Origin of the sequence: Polaromonas sp. YR568 (genome assembly GCF_943369415.1) — a bacterium.
Lineage (GTDB): Bacteria > Pseudomonadota > Gammaproteobacteria > Burkholderiales > Burkholderiaceae_C > Polaromonas.
The window spans coordinates 1-17,688 of sequence record NZ_CALRNF020000036.1 but is presented as its reverse complement, the minus strand read 5'-3'; the positions used below and the strand labels follow the sequence as shown (position 1 = coordinate 17,688).

General features: G+C 64.4%; 19 protein-coding genes. 10 read left to right on the top strand and 9 right to left on the bottom strand.

Annotated features, from left to right (window positions below; all coding sequences use genetic code 11):
- Window positions 1-2: 2 nt before the first annotated feature.
- Together ACLV74_RS20270 and coaBC are read right to left on the bottom strand one after the other, a co-directional pair.
- A complete protein-coding gene (locus tag ACLV74_RS20270) occupies window positions 3-431 on the bottom strand; it encodes a hypothetical protein (protein WP_411881218.1) in 429 nt (142 codons plus the stop codon).
- Window positions 428-1,720: a bifunctional phosphopantothenoylcysteine decarboxylase/phosphopantothenate--cysteine ligase CoaBC gene (coaBC, locus tag ACLV74_RS20265; RefSeq protein WP_411881217.1), complete on the bottom strand. Its 1,293-nt coding sequence runs from the start codon at window positions 1,718-1,720 to the stop codon at window positions 428-430. Before coaBC ends, ACLV74_RS20270 begins: the two co-directional genes overlap by 4 nt.
- Window positions 1,721-2,004: 284 nt before the next feature.
- Here coaBC and ACLV74_RS20260 point away from each other — a divergent pair, with 284 nt between their 5' ends.
- The 7 genes from ACLV74_RS20260 to ACLV74_RS20230 all read left to right on the top strand — a co-directional run bounded on the left by ACLV74_RS20260 (window position 2,005) and on the right by ACLV74_RS20230 (window position 7,944).
- On the top strand, window positions 2,005-3,696 hold the full coding sequence (locus tag ACLV74_RS20260) for a CTP synthase (RefSeq protein ID WP_411881216.1): 1,692 nt from the start codon (window positions 2,005-2,007) through the stop codon (window positions 3,694-3,696).
- Between the two features lies 1 nt (window position 3,697).
- Window positions 3,698-4,555 carry a 3-deoxy-8-phosphooctulonate synthase gene (gene kdsA, locus ACLV74_RS20255; protein ID WP_411881215.1) on the top strand — a complete coding sequence of 286 codons (858 nt, stop codon included), beginning with the start codon at window positions 3,698-3,700 and terminating at the stop codon, window positions 4,553-4,555.
- A gap of 8 nt (window positions 4,556-4,563) precedes the next feature.
- Entirely contained in the window at window positions 4,564-5,448 is an 885-nt protein-coding gene (locus ACLV74_RS20250) for an FkbM family methyltransferase (protein WP_411881214.1), read from the top strand.
- A gap of 74 nt (window positions 5,449-5,522) precedes the next feature.
- Window positions 5,523-5,813, top strand: coding sequence for a DUF1330 domain-containing protein (locus ACLV74_RS20245; RefSeq protein WP_411881213.1), 291 nt, complete (start codon window positions 5,523-5,525; stop codon window positions 5,811-5,813).
- Between the two features lie 64 nt (window positions 5,814-5,877).
- Window positions 5,878-7,161, top strand: coding sequence for a phosphopyruvate hydratase (gene eno / locus ACLV74_RS20240; protein WP_411881212.1), 1,284 nt, complete (start codon window positions 5,878-5,880; stop codon window positions 7,159-7,161).
- A gap of 15 nt (window positions 7,162-7,176) precedes the next feature.
- Window positions 7,177-7,452: a septum formation initiator family protein gene (locus tag ACLV74_RS20235; RefSeq protein WP_411881211.1), complete on the top strand. Its 276-nt coding sequence runs from the start codon at window positions 7,177-7,179 to the stop codon at window positions 7,450-7,452.
- A 36-nt stretch (window positions 7,453-7,488) separates the two neighbouring features.
- Window positions 7,489-7,944 carry a hypothetical protein gene (locus ACLV74_RS20230; protein ID WP_411881210.1) on the top strand — a complete coding sequence of 152 codons (456 nt, stop codon included), beginning with the start codon at window positions 7,489-7,491 and terminating at the stop codon, window positions 7,942-7,944.
- Between the two features lie 3 nt (window positions 7,945-7,947).
- Here the strand turns inward: ACLV74_RS20230 and ACLV74_RS20225 are convergent, their stop codons facing one another.
- Together ACLV74_RS20225 and ACLV74_RS20220 are read right to left on the bottom strand one after the other, a co-directional pair.
- Complete coding sequence (locus tag ACLV74_RS20225) at window positions 7,948-8,916, bottom strand: Hsp33 family molecular chaperone HslO (protein WP_411881259.1); 969 nt, start codon at window positions 8,914-8,916, stop codon at window positions 7,948-7,950.
- A gap of 160 nt (window positions 8,917-9,076) precedes the next feature.
- The gene (locus tag ACLV74_RS20220; RefSeq protein ID WP_411881209.1) at window positions 9,077-9,601 is read right to left on the bottom strand and encodes a gamma carbonic anhydrase family protein; all 525 of its coding nucleotides are present in this window, start codon (window positions 9,599-9,601) and stop codon (window positions 9,077-9,079) included.
- 130 nt (window positions 9,602-9,731) lie between these two features.
- Between ACLV74_RS20220 and ACLV74_RS20215 the strand changes: the two genes are divergently transcribed.
- The gene (locus ACLV74_RS20215) at window positions 9,732-10,565 is read left to right on the top strand and encodes a ferritin-like domain-containing protein (RefSeq protein WP_411881208.1); all 834 of its coding nucleotides are present in this window, start codon (window positions 9,732-9,734) and stop codon (window positions 10,563-10,565) included.
- Window positions 10,566-10,628: 63 nt separating this feature from the next.
- Here the strand turns inward: ACLV74_RS20215 and ACLV74_RS20210 are convergent, their stop codons facing one another.
- Both ACLV74_RS20210 and ACLV74_RS20205 read right to left on the bottom strand, forming a co-directional pair.
- On the bottom strand, window positions 10,629-11,201 hold the full coding sequence (locus tag ACLV74_RS20210) for a hypothetical protein (RefSeq protein ID WP_411881207.1): 573 nt from the start codon (window positions 11,199-11,201) through the stop codon (window positions 10,629-10,631).
- A gap of 77 nt (window positions 11,202-11,278) precedes the next feature.
- Window positions 11,279-11,719 (bottom strand): hypothetical protein, encoded by a 441-nt coding sequence (locus ACLV74_RS20205; protein ID WP_411881206.1) that lies wholly within the window; start codon window positions 11,717-11,719, stop codon window positions 11,279-11,281.
- 439 nt (window positions 11,720-12,158) lie between these two features.
- Here ACLV74_RS20205 and ACLV74_RS20200 point away from each other — a divergent pair, with 439 nt between their 5' ends.
- Window positions 12,159-13,442, top strand: coding sequence for a class I SAM-dependent methyltransferase (locus ACLV74_RS20200; RefSeq protein ID WP_411881205.1), 1,284 nt, complete (start codon window positions 12,159-12,161; stop codon window positions 13,440-13,442).
- A gap of 18 nt (window positions 13,443-13,460) precedes the next feature.
- Here the strand turns inward: ACLV74_RS20200 and ACLV74_RS20195 are convergent, their stop codons facing one another.
- The 3 genes from ACLV74_RS20195 to ACLV74_RS20185 form a co-directional block, all read right to left on the bottom strand.
- Window positions 13,461-14,444 carry a Bug family tripartite tricarboxylate transporter substrate binding protein gene (locus ACLV74_RS20195; RefSeq protein ID WP_411881204.1) on the bottom strand — a complete coding sequence of 328 codons (984 nt, stop codon included), beginning with the start codon at window positions 14,442-14,444 and terminating at the stop codon, window positions 13,461-13,463.
- Window positions 14,445-14,479: 35 nt separating this feature from the next.
- Window positions 14,480-15,382 (bottom strand): site-specific tyrosine recombinase XerD, encoded by a 903-nt coding sequence (xerD, locus tag ACLV74_RS20190; protein ID WP_411881203.1) that lies wholly within the window; start codon window positions 15,380-15,382, stop codon window positions 14,480-14,482.
- Between the two features lie 73 nt (window positions 15,383-15,455).
- Window positions 15,456-16,436, bottom strand: coding sequence for a tripartite tricarboxylate transporter substrate binding protein BugE (locus ACLV74_RS20185; protein ID WP_411881202.1), 981 nt, complete (start codon window positions 16,434-16,436; stop codon window positions 15,456-15,458).
- A 113-nt stretch (window positions 16,437-16,549) separates the two neighbouring features.
- On the opposite strand from ACLV74_RS20185, the gene ACLV74_RS20180 reads away from it, so the two are divergent.
- Window positions 16,550-17,455 carry an AEC family transporter gene (locus ACLV74_RS20180; RefSeq protein WP_411881201.1) on the top strand — a complete coding sequence of 302 codons (906 nt, stop codon included), beginning with the start codon at window positions 16,550-16,552 and terminating at the stop codon, window positions 17,453-17,455.
- Window positions 17,456-17,688: the final 233 nt, after the last annotated feature.

Here is a 17,688-nt window from a genome sequence, read left to right as displayed (position 1 = left end):
AATTATTTTTTCTTCGGTTGTTGATTTTTTTGCGCCTCTTCGGCTGCCTGCCGGGCCAGCTCTCGCAGGCGCTGCACCAGCGCGCCCGAGGAGTTGCGGTTGGCCTTGAAGACCACCCACGCACCGTAAGCCACCAGCGCGGGCAGGAACAGAAAGCCCGCGCCGGGCAGCACCTCGGAGAGCGCCTGGGTGGCGATCCACAACGCCACCACCCATTTGACGTGGGTCAGGAAAGATACACCGGCCAAAGGCGCCAGCGCCGCCTTCACCGAAGGCGTACCCGAACTCGCTGAAAACCGCGGGTTGCTGGAGGGGCCGGCCTGGGGCTTGAGCAAATCCTCACGCGCGCCCGCCGCCGCATTGGCGCCCGTCAAGCGCTCCACATAGCTGGCGAAATCGCCGTCAGGCGGGGTGTCCGAGGGGTGATTCATGGTGCAGCCGCCTTTCCATGTGATGGCCCGGCCGCCATCCGGGCGGCAATCTCGCGCACCAGCTGCCGCGCCAGCGAAAGCTTGGATGCCCGGGGCAGCGCGGTGCTGCCTTTCGCATCCACCAGCAGCAGCGCGTTGTGGTCCTGGCCGAAGGTGTCGGGGCCGATGTTGCCGACCAGCAGCGGCACCTGTTTGCGCAGGCGCTTGGCCTGGGCGTTTTCTGCCAGGTCCTGGCTTTCCGCCGCGAAACCCACGCAGAAAAGCCGGCCGGCCTGGGCCGCGGCCGATTGGGCCACGGCGGCCAGGATGTCCGGGTTTTCGGTGAACGCCAGTTGCGGCGCCTGGCCGGAGCCGTCTTTCTTGATCTTCTGGGCCGAAGGCGCAGCGGGCCGCCAGTCGGCGACCGCCGCCGTGGCGATGAACACATTGGCAGCCTGTGCCCGCGCCGACACCGCCTCCAGCATCTGCTGCGCGGACCTCACGTCGATGCGCGTCACGCCGCGCGGCGTGGGCTGGCTCACCGGGCCGGCGACCAGCGTGACGTCGGCGCCCGCCTCGCGCGCCGCGCGCGCAATCGCAAAGCCCATCTTGCCGCTGGACAGGTTGGTGATGCCGCGCACCGGGTCTATGGCTTCATAGGTGGGGCCTGCCGTGACCAGCACGCGCTGGCCGGCCAGCACCTTGGGCGCGAAAAAAGCGATCAGGTCTTCGAGAATCTGTTCCGGCTCCAGCATGCGGCCGTCGCCGGTCTCGCCGCAGGCCTGGAAACCGCTGCCCACGCCCAGCACCGTGGCGCCGTCGGCGTCCAGCTGCACAAAGTTGCGCTGCGTGGCCGGGTGCGCGTACATCTCGCGGTTCATGGCCGGCGCCACCAGCAGCGGCACCTTGTCGATGGGACGGGCCAGGCACATCAGGCTGAGCAGGTCGTCGGCGCGCCCGTGCAGCAGCTTGGCCATGAAGTCGGCGCTCATGGGCGCGATCAGGATGGCATCCGATTCGCGCGACAAATTGATGTGCGCCATGTTGTTGTCTTCGCGGTTGTCCCACTGGCTGGTGTAGACCGGCCGGCCGCTCAGCGCCTGCAGGGTAACGGCCGTGATGAACTGCTCGGCCGCCTCGGTCATGACCACCTGCACCGTGGCGCCCGCCTTGATCAAGGCCCGGCACAGCTCCGCCGCCTTGTAACAGGCAATCCCGCCCGACAGGCCCAGCACGATGTGCTTTCCGGCCAGGTCCAGGGCTTCATCGCCGTCCACGCCGTTTCCCAAAGGAGTCGCTTGATTCGTCATGTTCCGCAATGTATATCAGTTGAGGAAGGGCCCCCACGCTTTTCGCTTCGCGTAATACGCTGCCCCCCGAGGGGGTGCTGCGCCTGCGGCCCGGCAAAGCCGGTTCCGCGGCCCCTGCTGGCTTGTATGGGGCCAACACTGGCCTGCCATGCGAAGGTTGCGAGTCGCCATGCAAGCCGAATGGCCTTGGATCGAAATTCAGTATCCCCTGCAAGGGGTATCCCGGCATGCAACCCGTATAATCTCCGTTTACCACCTCTACGAACTTGCGGTTCGTACCTGACATGACCAAATTTGTCTTCGTCACCGGCGGTGTGGTGTCTTCCCTGGGCAAGGGAATCGCCTCAGCCTCCTTAGCTGCGATCTTGGAATCGCGAGGCCTCAAAGTCACTTTAATCAAGCTCGATCCCTACCTGAATGTGGATCCGGGCACGATGTCGCCCTTCCAGCACGGCGAGGTTTTCGTGACCGACGACGGCGCCGAAACCGACCTGGACCTGGGCCACTATGAGCGTTTCATCGAAACGCGCATGCGCAAGGCCAACAATTTCACCACCGGCCAGATCTACAAAAGCGTGCTTGAAAAAGAACGCCGCGGCGACTACCTCGGCAAGACCGTGCAGGTCATCCCGCACGTCACCAATGAAATCCAGGAATTCGTCAAGCGCGGCGCGGGTTATGAAACCCCCGACGCGGTCGACGTCGCCATCGTCGAAATCGGCGGCACCGTCGGCGACATCGAGTCCCTGCCCTTCCTGGAAGCCGTGCGCCAGATGAGCCTGCGCCTGGGCGCCAACAACACCGCTTTCGTGCACCTGAGCTACGTCCCCTGGATCGCCGCCGCCGGCGAGCTCAAGACCAAGCCGACGCAGCACACTGCCAAGCAGCTGCGCGAAATCGGCATCCAGGCCGACGTGCTGCTGTGCCGCGCCGACCGCCGCATCCCCAACGAAGAACGCGAAAAAATCTCGCTGTTCTCCAACGTTCCCGAATGGGGCGTGATCTCCATGTGGGACGTCGACACGATTTACAAGGTCCCGCGCATGCTGCACGAGCAGGGCCTGGACGGCCTGATCTGCGACAAGCTGCGCCTGAACACGCCGCCGGCCAACCTCAAGCGCTGGGACGACCTGGTCTATGAGACCGAGCACCCCCAGACCGAAGTCCACATTGCCATGGTCGGCAAGTACGTCGACCTCTCCGACAGCTACAAGTCGCTCAACGAAGCCCTGCGCCACGCCGGCATGAAGAACCACGCCAAGGTGGTCATCGAGTACGTCGACTCCGAGACCCTCACGGCGGACAACGTCTCGCGCCTGGCGCGCTTCGACGGCATCCTGGTGCCCGGCGGCTTCGGCGTGCGCGGCGTCGAGGGCAAGATCTGCGCGGCCCGTTTCGCCCGCGAAAACAAGATGCCCTACCTCGGTATCTGCCTGGGCATGCAGGTCGCCACCATCGAGTTCGCGCGCCACGTCGCGGGCCTGAAAGACGCCAACAGCACCGAGTTCGACCCCGCCACGCCGCACCCGGTGATCGCGCTGATCACCGAATGGAAAGACGCCGACGGCACCATCAAGACGCGCGACGCCAAGTCCGACCTGGGCGGCACCATGCGCCTGGGCGCGCAGAGTTCGGACGTCGCTCCCGGCACGCTGGCCCACAAGATTTACGGCGACGTCGTCACCGAGCGCCACCGCCACCGCTATGAAGCCAACGTCAACTACCTCGATGCACTGCGCGCCTCCGGCCTGGTCATCTCGGCATTGACGCAGCGCGAGCAGCTCACCGAAATCGTCGAGCTGCCGCAAGACGTCCATCCCTGGTTTGTCGGCGTGCAGTTCCACCCCGAGTTCAAATCCACGCCGTGGGCCGGCCATCCGCTGTTCAATGCCTACATCGCGGCCGTGCTCGAGCACCGCGCCACCGCGGGCCAGGACGGCAAACCCGCTGCAAAACCCCTGAAAGCGGTAGCCTGACATGAAACTCTGCGGATTCGATATCGGCCTGGACCAACCGTTTTTCCTGATCGCCGGCCCCTGCGTGGTGGAGTCCGAGCAACTGCAGATGGACACCGCCGGCACGCTCAAGGAAATCACCGCCTCGCTGGGCATTCCCTTCATCTTCAAATCGAGCTACGACAAGGCCAACCGTTCCAGCGGCACCAGCTTTCGCGGCCCCGGCATGGACAAGGGCCTGGAAATCCTGGCCAAGGTCAAGCGCGAGCTGGGCCTGCCCATCCTGACCGACGTGCACTCCGAAGCCCACATCGCCACCGTCGCCTCCGTGGTCGACGTGCTGCAGACCCCGGCTTTCCTGTGCCGCCAGACCGACTTCATCCACGCGGTGGCGCAATCGGGCAAACCGGTCAACATCAAGAAGGGCCAGTTCCTCGCCCCCGGCGACATGAAGAACGTCATCGACAAGGCCCGTGCCGCCGCGCGCGAAAAAGGTTTGAACGAAGACAGCTTCATGGCCTGCGAACGCGGCGCCAGCTTTGGCTACAACAACCTGGTGTCCGACATGCGCAGCCTGGCCATCATGCGCGAAACGAACGCCCCGGTGGTGTTCGACGCCACCCATTCGGTGCAGCTGCCCGGCGGCAACGGCACCAGCAGCGGCGGCCAGCGCGAGATGGTGCCGGTGCTGGCACGCGCCGCGGTGGCGGTCGGCGTGGCCGGCCTGTTCATGGAAACGCATCCGGACCCGGCCAAGGCCATGAGCGACGGCCCGAATGCCGTGCCGCTCAAGCACATGAAGGCCCTGCTGGAGACACTGCTGGCGCTGGACCGCGTGACCAAGAAAAACGGCTACCTCGAGAACAACTTCTCCGCCTGAATCCCACCATGAGCAGTTCCAGCAAGGACGCGCAGCTGTATCGACTGGACGAGTGCCGGCACGGCCGTTTCCTGACCAATGTGAACGATACCTACATCGGCCATAGCCTGAGAACCTACGGCGAGTGGTCGGAAGCCGAGGTCTGCCTCTTTTCCCAGATTGTGCGGCCCGGCGACACCGTGCTGGAAGCCGGCTCCAACATCGGCTCGCACACCACCTGGTTCTCCCGTGCGGTCGGCGACACCGGCAGCGTGCTGGCTTTCGAAGCCAACCGGCACACGCACCAGCTGCTGTGCGCCAACCTGGCGCTCAATGAATGCCTGAACGTGCACGCGCACCATACGGCCATAGGCGCGTCCGGCGGCATGATCGACTTTCCGGTGCTCGACCCGAAAGCCATCAATAATTTTGGCTCCGCCTCGCTGGTCCGGCACTCGTACGACAAGACCGAACGCGTCGTGCAGAAAAGCGTGGACGAGCTGCAGCTGGAGCGGCTGGACTTCCTCAAGTCGGACATCGAGGGCTATGAACTCGAATTGCTCAAGGGCGCGCAAGCCACCATCACGCGCCTGCGCCCGGTGCTTTTTCTGGAAATATCGCCTGTGCCCGGCAGGCCCACCGGCAACCGCGACGACCTGGTCGGCTTCCTGGCCTCGCTCAATTACGCCTGCTACTACTATGTGGCGCCCATGTTCAACGCCGCCAACTACCGCAGCCAGGTCGAGGATGTATTTCGCGGCGTCTCCATCGACATGCTGTGCACACCGGTCGAAAGGGTGTCCGTCCAGGGACTGACGCAAGCCGAAGTCGGCGACACCCGCATAGAACTGAGGGAAGACAGCATGAGCTATACACTCCTGCCTTGGGCCGGCGCGCAGGTCCGGCGTCTTTAGCGCGGCCCTTGCGGATTGATTGAATTTGACGCCGGGGCAAGCCCCCGCCCACCAAAAAAAGAACGGAGCCCGACGTGCCCAGTGCCTACATCATCGCCAACGTGACGGTTACGAACCCCGAACAATACGAGCAGTACAAAAAACTGTCTAGCATTGCCATGCAGGCGCACGGCGCCGAAGTGTGTGTGCGTGGCGGCAAGATCGAGGTGCTGGAAGGCGACTGGACGCCCGGCCGCATCGTGGTGCTGAAGTTCCCCAGCATGGAGCAGGCCCGCGCCTTCAATGAGTCGGCCGAATACGAAGCAGCCCGCCAGTCTCGCCAGGGCATCGCCGTGATGCGCATGGTGCTGGTCGAAGGCGTGTAAACGTTTTTGTTTTTCAGTTTTGGTTTTGGTTTCAGTTTTTATTTCCTGATTTGAAAGAGCCCCAATGAGCGCAATTGTTGATATCGTCGGCCGCGAAATTCTCGACAGCCGTGGCAACCCTACCGTCGAATGCGACGTGCTGCTGGAGTCCGGCGTCATGGGCCGCGCGGCCGTCCCTTCGGGCGCCTCCACCGGTTCGCGCGAAGCCATCGAGTTGCGCGACGGCGACAAGTCGCGCTACCTCGGCAAGGGCGTGCTCAAGGCCGTCGAGCACATCAACACTGAAATTTCCGAGGCCGTTCTCGGCCTGGACGCCAGCGAACAGGCCTTCCTGGACCGCACGCTGATCGACCTGGACGGCACCGACAACAAATCGCGCCTGGGCGCCAACGCCATGCTGGCCGTCAGCATGGCCGTGGCCCGCGCTGCGGCGGAAGAAGCCGGCCTGCCCCTGTACCGCTACTTCGGCGGCAGCGCCGCCATGCAGATGCCGGTGCCCATGATGAACGTGGTCAACGGCGGTGCGCACGCCAACAACAACCTGGACCTGCAGGAACTGATGATCATCCCCGTGGGCGCACCGAGCTTTCGCGAAGCCGTGCGTTACGGCGCCGAAGTCTTCCATGCGCTCAAGAAAATCCTGCACGACAAGGGCATGAGCGTGGCGGTGGGCGACGAAGGCGGCTTTGCCCCCAACGTGACCAACCACGAAGCGGCCATCCAGATGATCCTGGAAGCCATCGATGCCGCCGGCTACGTCGCCGGCGAGCAGATCGCCCTGGGCCTCGATTGCGCCGCGTCGGAGTTCTACAAGGACGGCAAATACGTGCTGGGCGCCGAAGGCCTTAGCCTGGACGCCACCGAATGGACCAACATCCTGGCGACCTGGGTCGACAAATACCCCATCATCAGCATCGAGGACGGCATGGCCGAAGGCGACTGGGACGGCTGGAAAATCCTCACCGAACGGCTCGGCAAAAAGGTGCAACTGGTCGGCGACGACCTGTTCGTCACCAACACCAAGATCCTCAAGGAAGGCATCGACAAGCAGATCGCCAACTCCATCCTGATCAAGATCAACCAGATCGGCACCCTGACGGAAACCTTCGCCGCCATCGAGATGGCCAAACGCGCCGGCTACACCGCCGTGATCAGCCACCGCTCGGGCGAAACCGAAGACACCACGATCGCCGACATCGCCGTGGGCACCAACGCCGGCCAGATCAAGACGGGATCGCTCTCGCGCTCGGACCGCATGGCCAAGTACAACCAGCTGCTGCGCATCGAAGAAGACCTGGGTGACGTCGCGTCCTACCCGGGCCGCGCGGCCTTCTACAACCTCCGCTAAGCGCCGCGGCCGCACGTGGGCAAAAGACTCGTCCCCGCCGTCCTGGTTGCGTTGCTGGTGATATTCCATGCGCAACTCTGGATAGGCCGGGGCAGCATTCCCAGCGTGCGCGAGATGCAGCACCGGCTAACGGAGCAGCTCGCCAAAAACGCCCAGGCCCAGGTCGCCAACGACCAGCTCACGGCGGAAGTCAGGGACTTGAAGGAAGGCCTGGAAATGGTCGAGGAAAAGGCCCGCAGCGAGCTGGGCATGGTCAAGCCCAACGAAATCTTCGTCCAGGTCACCAAGTAGGCTGTGCGTGCCCGCGGCCTGGCTGGATCACTTCCCGTGCTGAACATCGCCGTCACTGGCGCCCCGTCCACCGGGAAACACCAGCTGGTATCCGCGCTGGACCTCGCCCTGAAAGGCGCGGGCCGGAGTGCTTGCGTACTTGTGGCGGACCCATCCACATTTTCGGCTGTCCCAGCCGGCTACGACCTGGTGCTGCTATGCGGTCTGGAGTCGGCGGAACAGGCCCATCTGGCCGCAGACCACGCGATCCGCTCAGCCCTGGCCGTCACCGGCATGGCTTACTGCGTCCTGTATGGAAGCGCCCCGCAGCGCCTTGCCCAGGCACTGGGTGCCGTGGAACGCCTGCAACCGGGACTGCCCCTGCGGGATCAGCAGCCGGCCGGCAGGAGCAAGCTCTGGGTATGGGTCTGCGACAAATGCAGCGACCCTGTCTGCGAACACCGCCTGCTCAGCGACCTGCTGGCGCAACGCGCCAGCCCCGCCGCACCCTGAGCCTTACTGGACCGTGGACGTGGGTGGCTGCTGGTTGGTCTGGCTGGTGAACAGCTGCGCCGCATCCACCGGGTCGAAGTCGTACTGCGCACCGCAAAACTCGCAGCCCACGCCCACCTTGCCGCGCTCGGCAATGATGCTTTCGATCTCGTCGGTGCCCAGGCTGCGCAGCATGCTGCCCACGCGCTCGCGCGAACAGCTGCAGGCAAAGGCCGGCGTCGCCGGCTCAAAGCGCGTGACCTGCTCTTCCCAGAACAGGCGCCGCAAAATGGTGTCGGCATCCAGGCCCAGCAGCTCTTCGCGCTTGAGCGTGCCGGCCAGCATGGCGATGCGTTTGTAGTCTTCGTTCACGCCGATCTGGTCTTCGTTGGCGTCGCGGTCCATCTGGCCTTCGAGGTTGCCCTGGCCCTTGACCGGCAGGCGCTGGATCAGCAAGCCCGCGGCAACGTTGCCGTCGGCCGCCAGGATCAGCTTGGTGTCCAGCTGCTCGCTTTGCAGCATGTAGTGCTCCAGCACTTCCGCGAGGTTTTCGATTTTCTCGCGCTGGTCGCCGAACAGCGGCACCACGCCCTGGTAGGCCTGCTGCCCCGGCAGCTTGTCTTTCGGGTCCAGGGTGATCGCGCAACGCCCCTGGTTGTGCACGTTGACCAGCTGGCTCAGCGAACTGCCCGGGTCCACCGTGCCGGTCACCGTGGCGGTGGCGCGCAGGGTCAGGTCGGGCTGCACTTCCGCCACGGCCAGCTTGACCGGGCCGTCGCCGAAGATCTGCAAAATCAGCGCGCCGTTGAACTTGATGTTGCTCTGCATCAAGGCGCCGGCGGCCGTCATTTCCCCCAGCAACTCCATGACTTCCGCAGGATAGCCGCCGGCGGCCTGCCGGCGTTTGAGGATTTCCTGCCAGGAGCCGGTCAGGCGGACCAGCATGCCGCGCACAGGGAGGCCGTCAAAGATAAATTTATGAAGTTCAGACACTGATTGAGCCCCCACGCTTGTCACTTCGTGTACTGCGCTGCCCCCCGAGGGGGCCGCTGCGCCTGCGGCCCGGCGAAGCCGGTTCCGCGGCCCCTGCTGGAATAAGAACGCTGGTGTTAGCGCTCTGTGTGTATTGGATAGTTTTGGTCATTCTGGGGGCTCAGGCGATTTTCTTGAACCCGGTCTTGTAACGCCGGGCATTGTCTACATAGTGCTTCGCGCTCATTTTTAAACCCTCTATCTGCTCGGGGGAGAGCTGCCGGACCGCTTTGGCGGGGCTGCCCAGAATCATGGAGCCGTCCGGGAACTCCTTGCCTTCGGTGACCAGCGAGCCGGCACCCACCAGGCAGTTCTTGCCGATTTTCGCGCCGTTGAGCACCACCGCCTGGATGCCGATCAGCGAACCCTCGCCTATGGTGCAGCCGTGCAGCATGACCTGGTGGCCGACCGTGACGTTGTCGCCGATCGTGAGCGGCATGCCCCTGTCGGCGTGCAGCACGCTGTTGTCCTGGATGTTGGTGCCGCGCCCCACGGAAATCGTGTCGGTGTCGCCGCGTATCACCACGCCAAACCAGACGCTGCTGTCCTCGGCCAGGTGCACATTGCCCAGGACCTGGGCGCTGTCGGCCACCCATGCGGATTCGTGAACGGTGGGGGTGAGATTGTCCAGCTGGTAGAGGGCCATGGATTTCGTTTATTCGGTGGGGGGGAGCGGGGTCCGGGAGGGAGGCCGGCGTGAAGCCGGCCCGCATGCCCCGATTGTAAGGAGCCCCCCGCCCGCTGTCTCCCCGAGGCATATCACCGACAATTCCCCCATGAGCACAGCGCATCCCCCCGCCGAACTGCGCCAGCTGGCGCTGGCGGCGCTGCTGGAGGCCGATCCCGCGCAAAAAGTCCGCCTTGCCCAAGAGGCCATGGCCCAGGCGGACACCCTGGCCATCGCCGCCCGGCTCGAACTCCAGGCCCCCGCCGGCCTCCCCGGCTGCCCCGAACGGCCCGAGCTGCGCTCCCACTTGGACGTGCCCAAGCGCTCCCCCTTCACGCCCGAAGGCCTGGCCGCCCTGCTCCACGCCGTGACCCACATCGAGTTCAACGCCATCAACCTGGCCCTGGACGCGGTCTGGCGCTTTCCCGGCATGCCGCGCGCCTACTACCTCGACTGGCTCAAGGTCGCCGCCGAGGAGGCGCACCACTTCAGCCTGCTGCGCACCCAGCTGCAGGCCATGGGTTACGACTACGGCGACTTCCCGGCCCACACCGGGCTCTGGGACATGACCCGCAAGACAGAGGGCGACCTGCTGGCCCGCATGGCCCTGGTGCCCCGCACCCTGGAAGCCCGCGGCCTGGACGCCACCCCGCCCATGCAGGCCAAGCTGCGCAAAGTCGGCACGCCCCACGCGCTGCGCGCCGTGGACATCCTGGACATCATCCTGGCCGACGAGATCGGTCACGTGGCCATCGGCAACCACTGGTACCGCGAACTGTGCATCCAGCGCGGGCTGGAGCCGGTCACGACTTATGCGCTACTGGCCCGCCAGTACGAGGCGCCCCGCCTCAAGGGCCCGCTGAACCTGGATGCGCGCCGCCGGGCGGGGTTCAGCACTGAAGAAATTGACGCGCTGAAGGGGGCCGAAACGGCAAGCCATTGAGACAAGAGTTAAGTTGACGCCAGCACGAGAGGCGTTACGCGCAGCCGGAGAGCATTGCCGGACTCATTGGGCTGCAATGCCCTGCACAAAAAACTGCTCCACCCGCGTCCAATTCCCGGTATCCAAGTATGAGTCGAGGACATGAGGCGGGATTTTTGTGCCCATCCAGACCACTTCTTTTCGTGCGGCAACCCCAACCAGAAATTCGGACGCGTGAGTCTTATATGCGGACGCCTCGGGTACCGACAACAAGGCTTTCGCTGCAGCGGGAAGGTCGGCCAAACGCGTTATGTTTGTAGTCAATTCAACGCTCATTGATCCATCGCCATTCCGATACGCATTGGTCACGTCAGACCAAAAACTACGTTGGAGATTCGCGAGCACGTTAACGGCTGATCGCCAGCAACGGATCTGGCCTTCCTTATCTGCGCCCTGAATGACTGGCCAATGGGTCCAAAACCTGGCAACGAGTGGGGAATTGGCCGGCGGAGGCTCAATGCTCAAAAGCCGTTGCACAAGGTACTTTTGTTCGCTGGAAAACTGAGGCTCGCCAAGTTGCGCGGCGCAATCAGGAGAGCCTTGGGCAAATGCCGGGCAGACGACCATGACCAGCGACAGCAGCGTCGATATTTTCATGATGCGTTCTACGGGGGAAGTGAGCGGCCTGCGCGGCTTTTTGCAGGTCCGTTTGACTGCCGTGCTGGGCGACATCTTCATGCAACCCATTCGTTTGTATCGCGGTGTTTCCCCAGGCCTGCTGACTCGAACTCGTCGTGGGCATCCTCTTTAGCCACGCCAAGGTAGCGAAGTGCGTGGTTGATGGCGCTGTCAGACACGACTGGCCGGCCGATTGCTTTGCCTTCCGAGAAGAGAGCATGCGCTTGAGCGCCCGCGCCGCTGAAGAACTCAGCCTCGATGTAGGCAAGCACGCATTGTTTGCTCAACCGTTCGCAAAGCTTCACAAGCGTTTGCGGTAGCTCCTCTTCTCCTTCGTCGGTTAGCGGACAGAAAGATATGCCATGAATCTTGAGCGCCTGGGCGCTGAGAGGCAGCATGTCTATCCCGCCACGAAGGCGAATGACCCTAAGCCCCTGAGGCAACGGCAAGGAAAAGGCCTCGGACTTTGCGACAACAGCTTGAAGTGTGTAGGCCACGTTATGACGCCCAATGCTATGTATTCCGCACGGTCGGCGGAACAACATCGCGCCGACGGTGTAACCTGGCCGCTGAAAATCCAGCCAAGTGCTTGTTATTAAAAGATTTTTTCATTTTGAGTTTCGCTCAACCCGACAAAACGGGCCCAGCTCCCCTGCAGGCGATTCTAGGTGGACAGCGTGGTCGCCGCCTCCCCAATATGGACGAGCCCAGGCCGTAGACATCCCGGACGAATGCGCTGCTGGCCAGGCAGCAAGACGCGCCCCGGCTCAAGCGCCCGCTGAACTTGACGCCTGACACCGGGCGGGGCTTGACGAGGAGGAACTGGCGCTCCTGGGGCCCGCCTAGCCTCAAATTGCGGGAAATTCCTACAAATGGATGGCGGCAAGGATTTTCGATCGGCGCTAGACTGCAAAACTCTTGAAATAGGAGTTGCGCATGATCCGGCACCTGGTTCCAGACATCCCTTCGCAAATGCCGCGCCTGCCCGCGGACATTGCCCTGCAGCTGCCGCAAGGCCAGCGTCTGGGCTCGGCCAACGCACCCGTCAAGCTCGCGTTTTCCCACTGGTCCAGCATCGCCCGCCTCAAGGCCGGCCAGATAGGCGCGCTGGCTGAAGACTACGTCGAAGGCAAGCTCCAGCTCGAAGGCGCCATGCGCGACGTGATGCGCGCGGTGACCAAGCTGCTGCCCGGCAACCCGGTGCAAAGCGACACCGGCTGGTGGTCCAGCCTGCTGCACCATGCCAAGTCCCTGGCGGCCCACACCCATGCGCGGGACGCGGCGCAGATCCAGTTCCACTACGACGTCTCCGACGCCTTTTACGCGCTGTGGCTGGACCCGCGGCGCGTGTATTCCTGCGCCTACTACCGCGATGAGGCCATGTCGCTGGCCCAGGCGCAGGAAGCCAAGCTCGACCACATCTGCCGCAAGCTCATGCTCAAGCCCGGCGAGCGCTTCCTGGACATAGGCGCCGGCTGGGGCGGGCTGCTGATGTGGGCGGCCGAGCACTACGGCGTCGATGCCACGGGCATCACCCTGTCGAAAAACCAGCACGCGCACGTGCAGCGGCTGATCGCGGAAAAAGGCCTGGGCGGTCGCGTGCGCATGGAACTGCGCGACTACCGCGACATGCCGGAAGACCAGTCCTTCGACAAGATCTCCTCCGTCGGCATGTTCGAGCACGTGGGCCACGCGAAGATGACGGGCTACTTCCAGAAAATCATGCGCCTGCTGGCCCCCGGCGGGCTGGTCATGAACCATGGCATCACGGCCGGCGGCCTGGAAAACCGCCAGCTCGGCGCCGGCATGGGTGATTTCATCGAAAAATACATCTTCCCCGGCGGCGAGCTGATGCACGTCAGCGCGGTGCTGGAGCACATGTCGCGCGCCGGCCTGGAGATGGTGGACACCGAAAACCTGCGGCCGCACTATGCGCGCACGCTGTGGAACTGGTCGGATTCGCTGGAAGCCAGGCTGGACGAGGCGCGCGAAGTGCTGGCCCGCGACGGCGGCGCCGAGCGCGCCGAGAAAACCCTGCGCGCCTACCGCCTTTACCTGGCCGGCAGCGCCATGAGTTTTGAGCAAGGCTGGATCTCGCTGCATCAGATGCTGGCCGCCAAGCCCTCCGGCGACGTGCACAACACCGCGGTGGCCGGCGCCCAGTCCGGCTATCCCTTCAACAGAACATATATGTACAGCGAAGGCGGCAACGCACCCTGAACGCGCCGCGGCCGTGCATCACTCGGCCTTGATGTTCGCGGCTTTCACGATGCGGGCGTTGTTGGCCGACTCGGTCGCGATCTGACGGGCGAAGTCCGCCGCGCTGCCGCCGGTGGGCACGTTGTCGGCATCCAGCAGCTTCTTGCGCAACTCGGGCGCGCGCAAAGCCTGGTTGATCTCGGTATTAAGCCGCAGCAGCACCTCCGGCGGTATTTTGGCCGGTGCGAACACGCCAAACAGCGACGTGAGATTGGCGGACGCCAGTCCCAGTTCGGCAAAGGTCGGAACCTGCGGCAGGGTCTCCACCCGGGCCGGCGCGCCGACCGCCAGCGGCCGAAGCTTGCCCGACTGGATGTGCTGCATCACGGTGCCGCTGAGGTTGGTCGAAATCAGCTCCACCTGCCCGCCCAGCGCGTCGGTGAGTTGCTGGCCGCCGCCTTTGTAGGGCACGTGGGTGAATTCCACTTTTGCGCCGTGGCCGACCTGCTCAAGCACAAGATGCCCAACGGTGGCCAGCCCTGATGTCGACCAGCGCAGGCTGCCTGGTTTGGCTTTGGCCGCGGCCAGCAGGTCCTTGAAGTCCCTGCCGACAAAGGCGGGCGTGGCCAGCAGCACGACGGGCGAATACATCACGCTGGCGACAGGGGCGATGTCCCGGGCCGGGTCGTAGGCCTGCTTGCCCAGGTGCGGGTTCAGCGCCAGCGGGCTGATGGACGAAAACCCGAAGGTGTAGCCGTCGGGCGCGGCTTTGGCGACCGCATCCATGCCTATGCTGCCGCCCGCGCCGCCGCGGTTGTCCACCACCACCGGCGTGCCCAGCTGGGTAGCCAGCTTCTCGGCCAGCGCGCGCGCCACGCTGTCGCTGATGCCGCCGGGCGGATAGGCCACCACAATGCGAACCGGGCGAGCCGGCCACGCGGCCGGCTGGGCCAGGGCCGCGCCTACGGGCGATAAAAGTACAAGCAGCGCGGCCGCGCTGCGCCGTCGAATCAGTCCGGACATAAAACGTTCCAAAGGTGAAGTGTGGGGGAAATTTTCTAGCCCCTCGGGTGGTGCTGCGCATGCAGCGCTTTCAGCCGCTCTCGCGCCACGTGGGTGTAAATCGTGGTGGTGGAAATGTCGGCGTGGCCCAGCAGCATCTGCACCGCGCGCAGGTCGGCGCCGTGGTTCAGCAGGTGCGTGGCGAAGGCATGGCGCAGCGTGTGGGGTGACAGCGGTGAATGGATGCCGCCGATTCGCGCGTACTTCTTGACCAGCATCCAGAACATCACGCGGCTCATGCCCTTGCCGTGGCCGGTGACGAACAGGTCGTCGGTCTGCTGCCCGCCCAGGATGGCGGGCCGCGCCTCGGCCAGGTAGCTCACGATCCACTCCCGCGCCACCTGGCCGAAAGGCACGAGGCGCTCCTTGCTGCCCTTGCCCATGACACGCAGCACGCCCTCATTGAGGCTCAGGTGAAAGGTTTTCAGGCCCACCAGTTCGCTCACGCGCAGGCCGCTGGCGTACAGCAGCTCCAGCATGGCGCGGTCGCGCAGGCCCAGCGGCGTGCCCTCGTCGGGCGCGGCCAGCAGCGTTTCGACCTGGGCTTCGCTCATCGTCTTGGGAACGCGCAGCGCCTGTTTGGCCGACTGCAGCTTGAGCGTCGGGTCCGCCTCTATCAGGCGCTCGCGCAACGCCCAGCGGAAGTAGCGCTTGAACACCGTGAGCCGGCGGTTGGCCGAGGTCGCCTTGGTCGCGGCATGCCGGGCCGAAAAGTAGCTGTTGAGGTCGGTTTCGGCCGTGGCGTCCAGCGCCCGCCCGCCCTGCTCGGCCGAGCCCAGCCAGCCGGCGAACAGCGAGAGATCCCGGCGGTAAGCCGCCAGCGTGTTTTTCGACAGGCCGTCCTCCAGCCACAGGGCGTCTATGAACGCGTCGATACTGGACTGGCTGTGGGCTTGCATGGGCCAACCATAACAAAAAAAGCCGCCGCGCAATTCCTTGCGCGGCGGCTTGGGGGCTTAAACCCGGTGGAGCTCAGTCAAGCTTGAGCTTGGCCGTGTCCACGACTTTTTTGTAGACCGCGTATTCGGCCTTGATCTGCTCCGTAAACTGCTCGGGCGTGTTGCCGATGATGATGGAGCCGGTGTCTTCGATGCGCTTGCGCACGGCCGGGTCTTCCAGCGACTTCTTCACGCCGGCGCTGACCTTGTCGACCACTTCCTTCGGCAGGCCCTTGGGGCCGATGACGCCGTAGTAGGCCATGCGGTTCACCGGCTCCAGGCCGACTTCCTTGAAGGTCGGGATGTCCGGCAGCACGGCCAGGCGCTGCGGCGCGGCCACCACGATGGGGATCAGGCGCTTTTGCTGGATGAAGGGCAGCGCGGAAGGCAGGTTGTCGAAAATCATCGGGACCTGGCCGGCCACCGTGTCGTTCAGGGCCGGGCCCGCGCCGCGGTAGGGGATGTGGGTCACAAAGGTGCCCGACATGCTCTTGAAAAGCTCCATCTGCAGGTGGCCGATGCCGCCCGTGCCCGAGGACGAATAGGAATACTTGCCGGGGTTCTTCTTGAGCTCGGCCACGAACTCCTTGTAGTTGCGCGCCGGAAAGCTCGGGTGCACCGCGATGATGTTGGGCGTGGCCGCGATATTGGTGATGGGCGTGAAGTCCGTCAGCGTGTTGTACGGGATCTTGGGGTTGATGGCCGGGTTGGCCGCGGTGGTCGACACCGTCGCCACGCCCAGCGTATAGCCGTCGGGAACGGTGCGCGCGATTTCCAGCGCGCCGACCACGCCGCCGCCGCCGGCCTTGTTCTCGACGATAACGCTCTGGCCCAGGGCCTTGCCCAGCGGCTCGGCGATCACGCGGGCCACGATGTCGGTGGTGCCGCCGGGCGCGAAAGGCACCTGCAGCTTGATCACCTTGTTGGGGTAGCCCTGCGCGAGCGCAGGGCCTGCGGCGGCGCCCAGCGCAAGCGCGGACACCACGGAGTAAGCAAAGAGATAACGACGTTGCATGTTCAGGTCCTTCCGGTAATAACAGCTGAAATGGTAATCGCAAGAAGCGTTCCCGCCAGTTGTGGATTACGCATAAGGGCAAACCCGAAGGGATTGCGGTTATTCTTGGGCCGGTGAACTACGCCCAGCTTCTTTTCCCCGACTTTTCCCTCATCGTTTGCGGCTACCTGGTGTGCCGCTACACCGCCCTCAACCGCACGGTCTGGGAGAAGGTGGAGAGCCTGGTTTATTACTTTTTGTTTCCGGTGCTGCTGTTCCACTCCATCGTGAGAACCCCGCTGGACCTGGGCGCCGCCTCCAGCCTGATAGGCGCGGGCCTGTTGATGGGCGTGGCGGGCATCGCCATGGCCTACAGCCTGCCGCACCTGCCCTGGCTGCGCCGCCACATCGACGCCCGCGAACACGCCGCCGCCGCGCAGGTGGCCTTTCGTTTCAACTCCTTCATCGCCCTGGCCCTGGCAGACCGCCTGGCCGGCGCCCAGGGCCTGCAGCTGATCGCGGTGCTGATCGGCGTCTGCGTGCCGCTCTTCAACGTCGCCGCGGTGTGGCCCATGGCCAGGCATGCGCAGCGCGGCTTCATGGGCGAGCTCGTGCGCAACCCGCTGATCGTGGCCACCGCCACCGGCCTCGTCGCCAACCTGCTGGGCTTCAGCATGCCCTTCTGGCTGGAGCCCACGGTGAACCGCATAGGCGCCGCCTCCCTGGCCCTGGGCCTGATGTCGGCCGGCGCCGGCATGCAGTTCGCCCATCTGGCGCAATCCAGGACGCTCACAGTGGCCGTGCTCTCGATACGCCACCTGCTGCTGCCCATCGTGGCGATTGGCCTGTCCAGGGCCTTCAACCTGTCGCCGGTGCAGACCACGATTCTGCTGGCGTTCTCTGCCTTGCCGACGGCCTCGAGTGCTTATGTGCTGGCTGCTCGCATGGGGTACAACGGGGGCTATGTTGCTGGCTTGGTGACTTTGTCGACCATGCTGGGGGTTGTCAGTTTGCCGTTTGCCCTGGCAGTGCTCAGGTAAGTTTTTTGGGCCGGATCTTGCTCCGGCTGCGCGCCCGCTGCTTGATCCTGCTGGCCGGGGTTGCCCGGCGGCAACTCACTTTTCTTTGCTTCGCCAAAGAAAAGTAAGCAAAAGAAAAGGCGACCCTGGCTCCTGCGTCCCTCCGCTTCGCTACGGGCAACCTGCGGTGCTCGGTCCAGCCGGGGTCTGGCTAAACTCGCTACGCTGCGCTTCGCTTGTATGGTTAGGGTGCT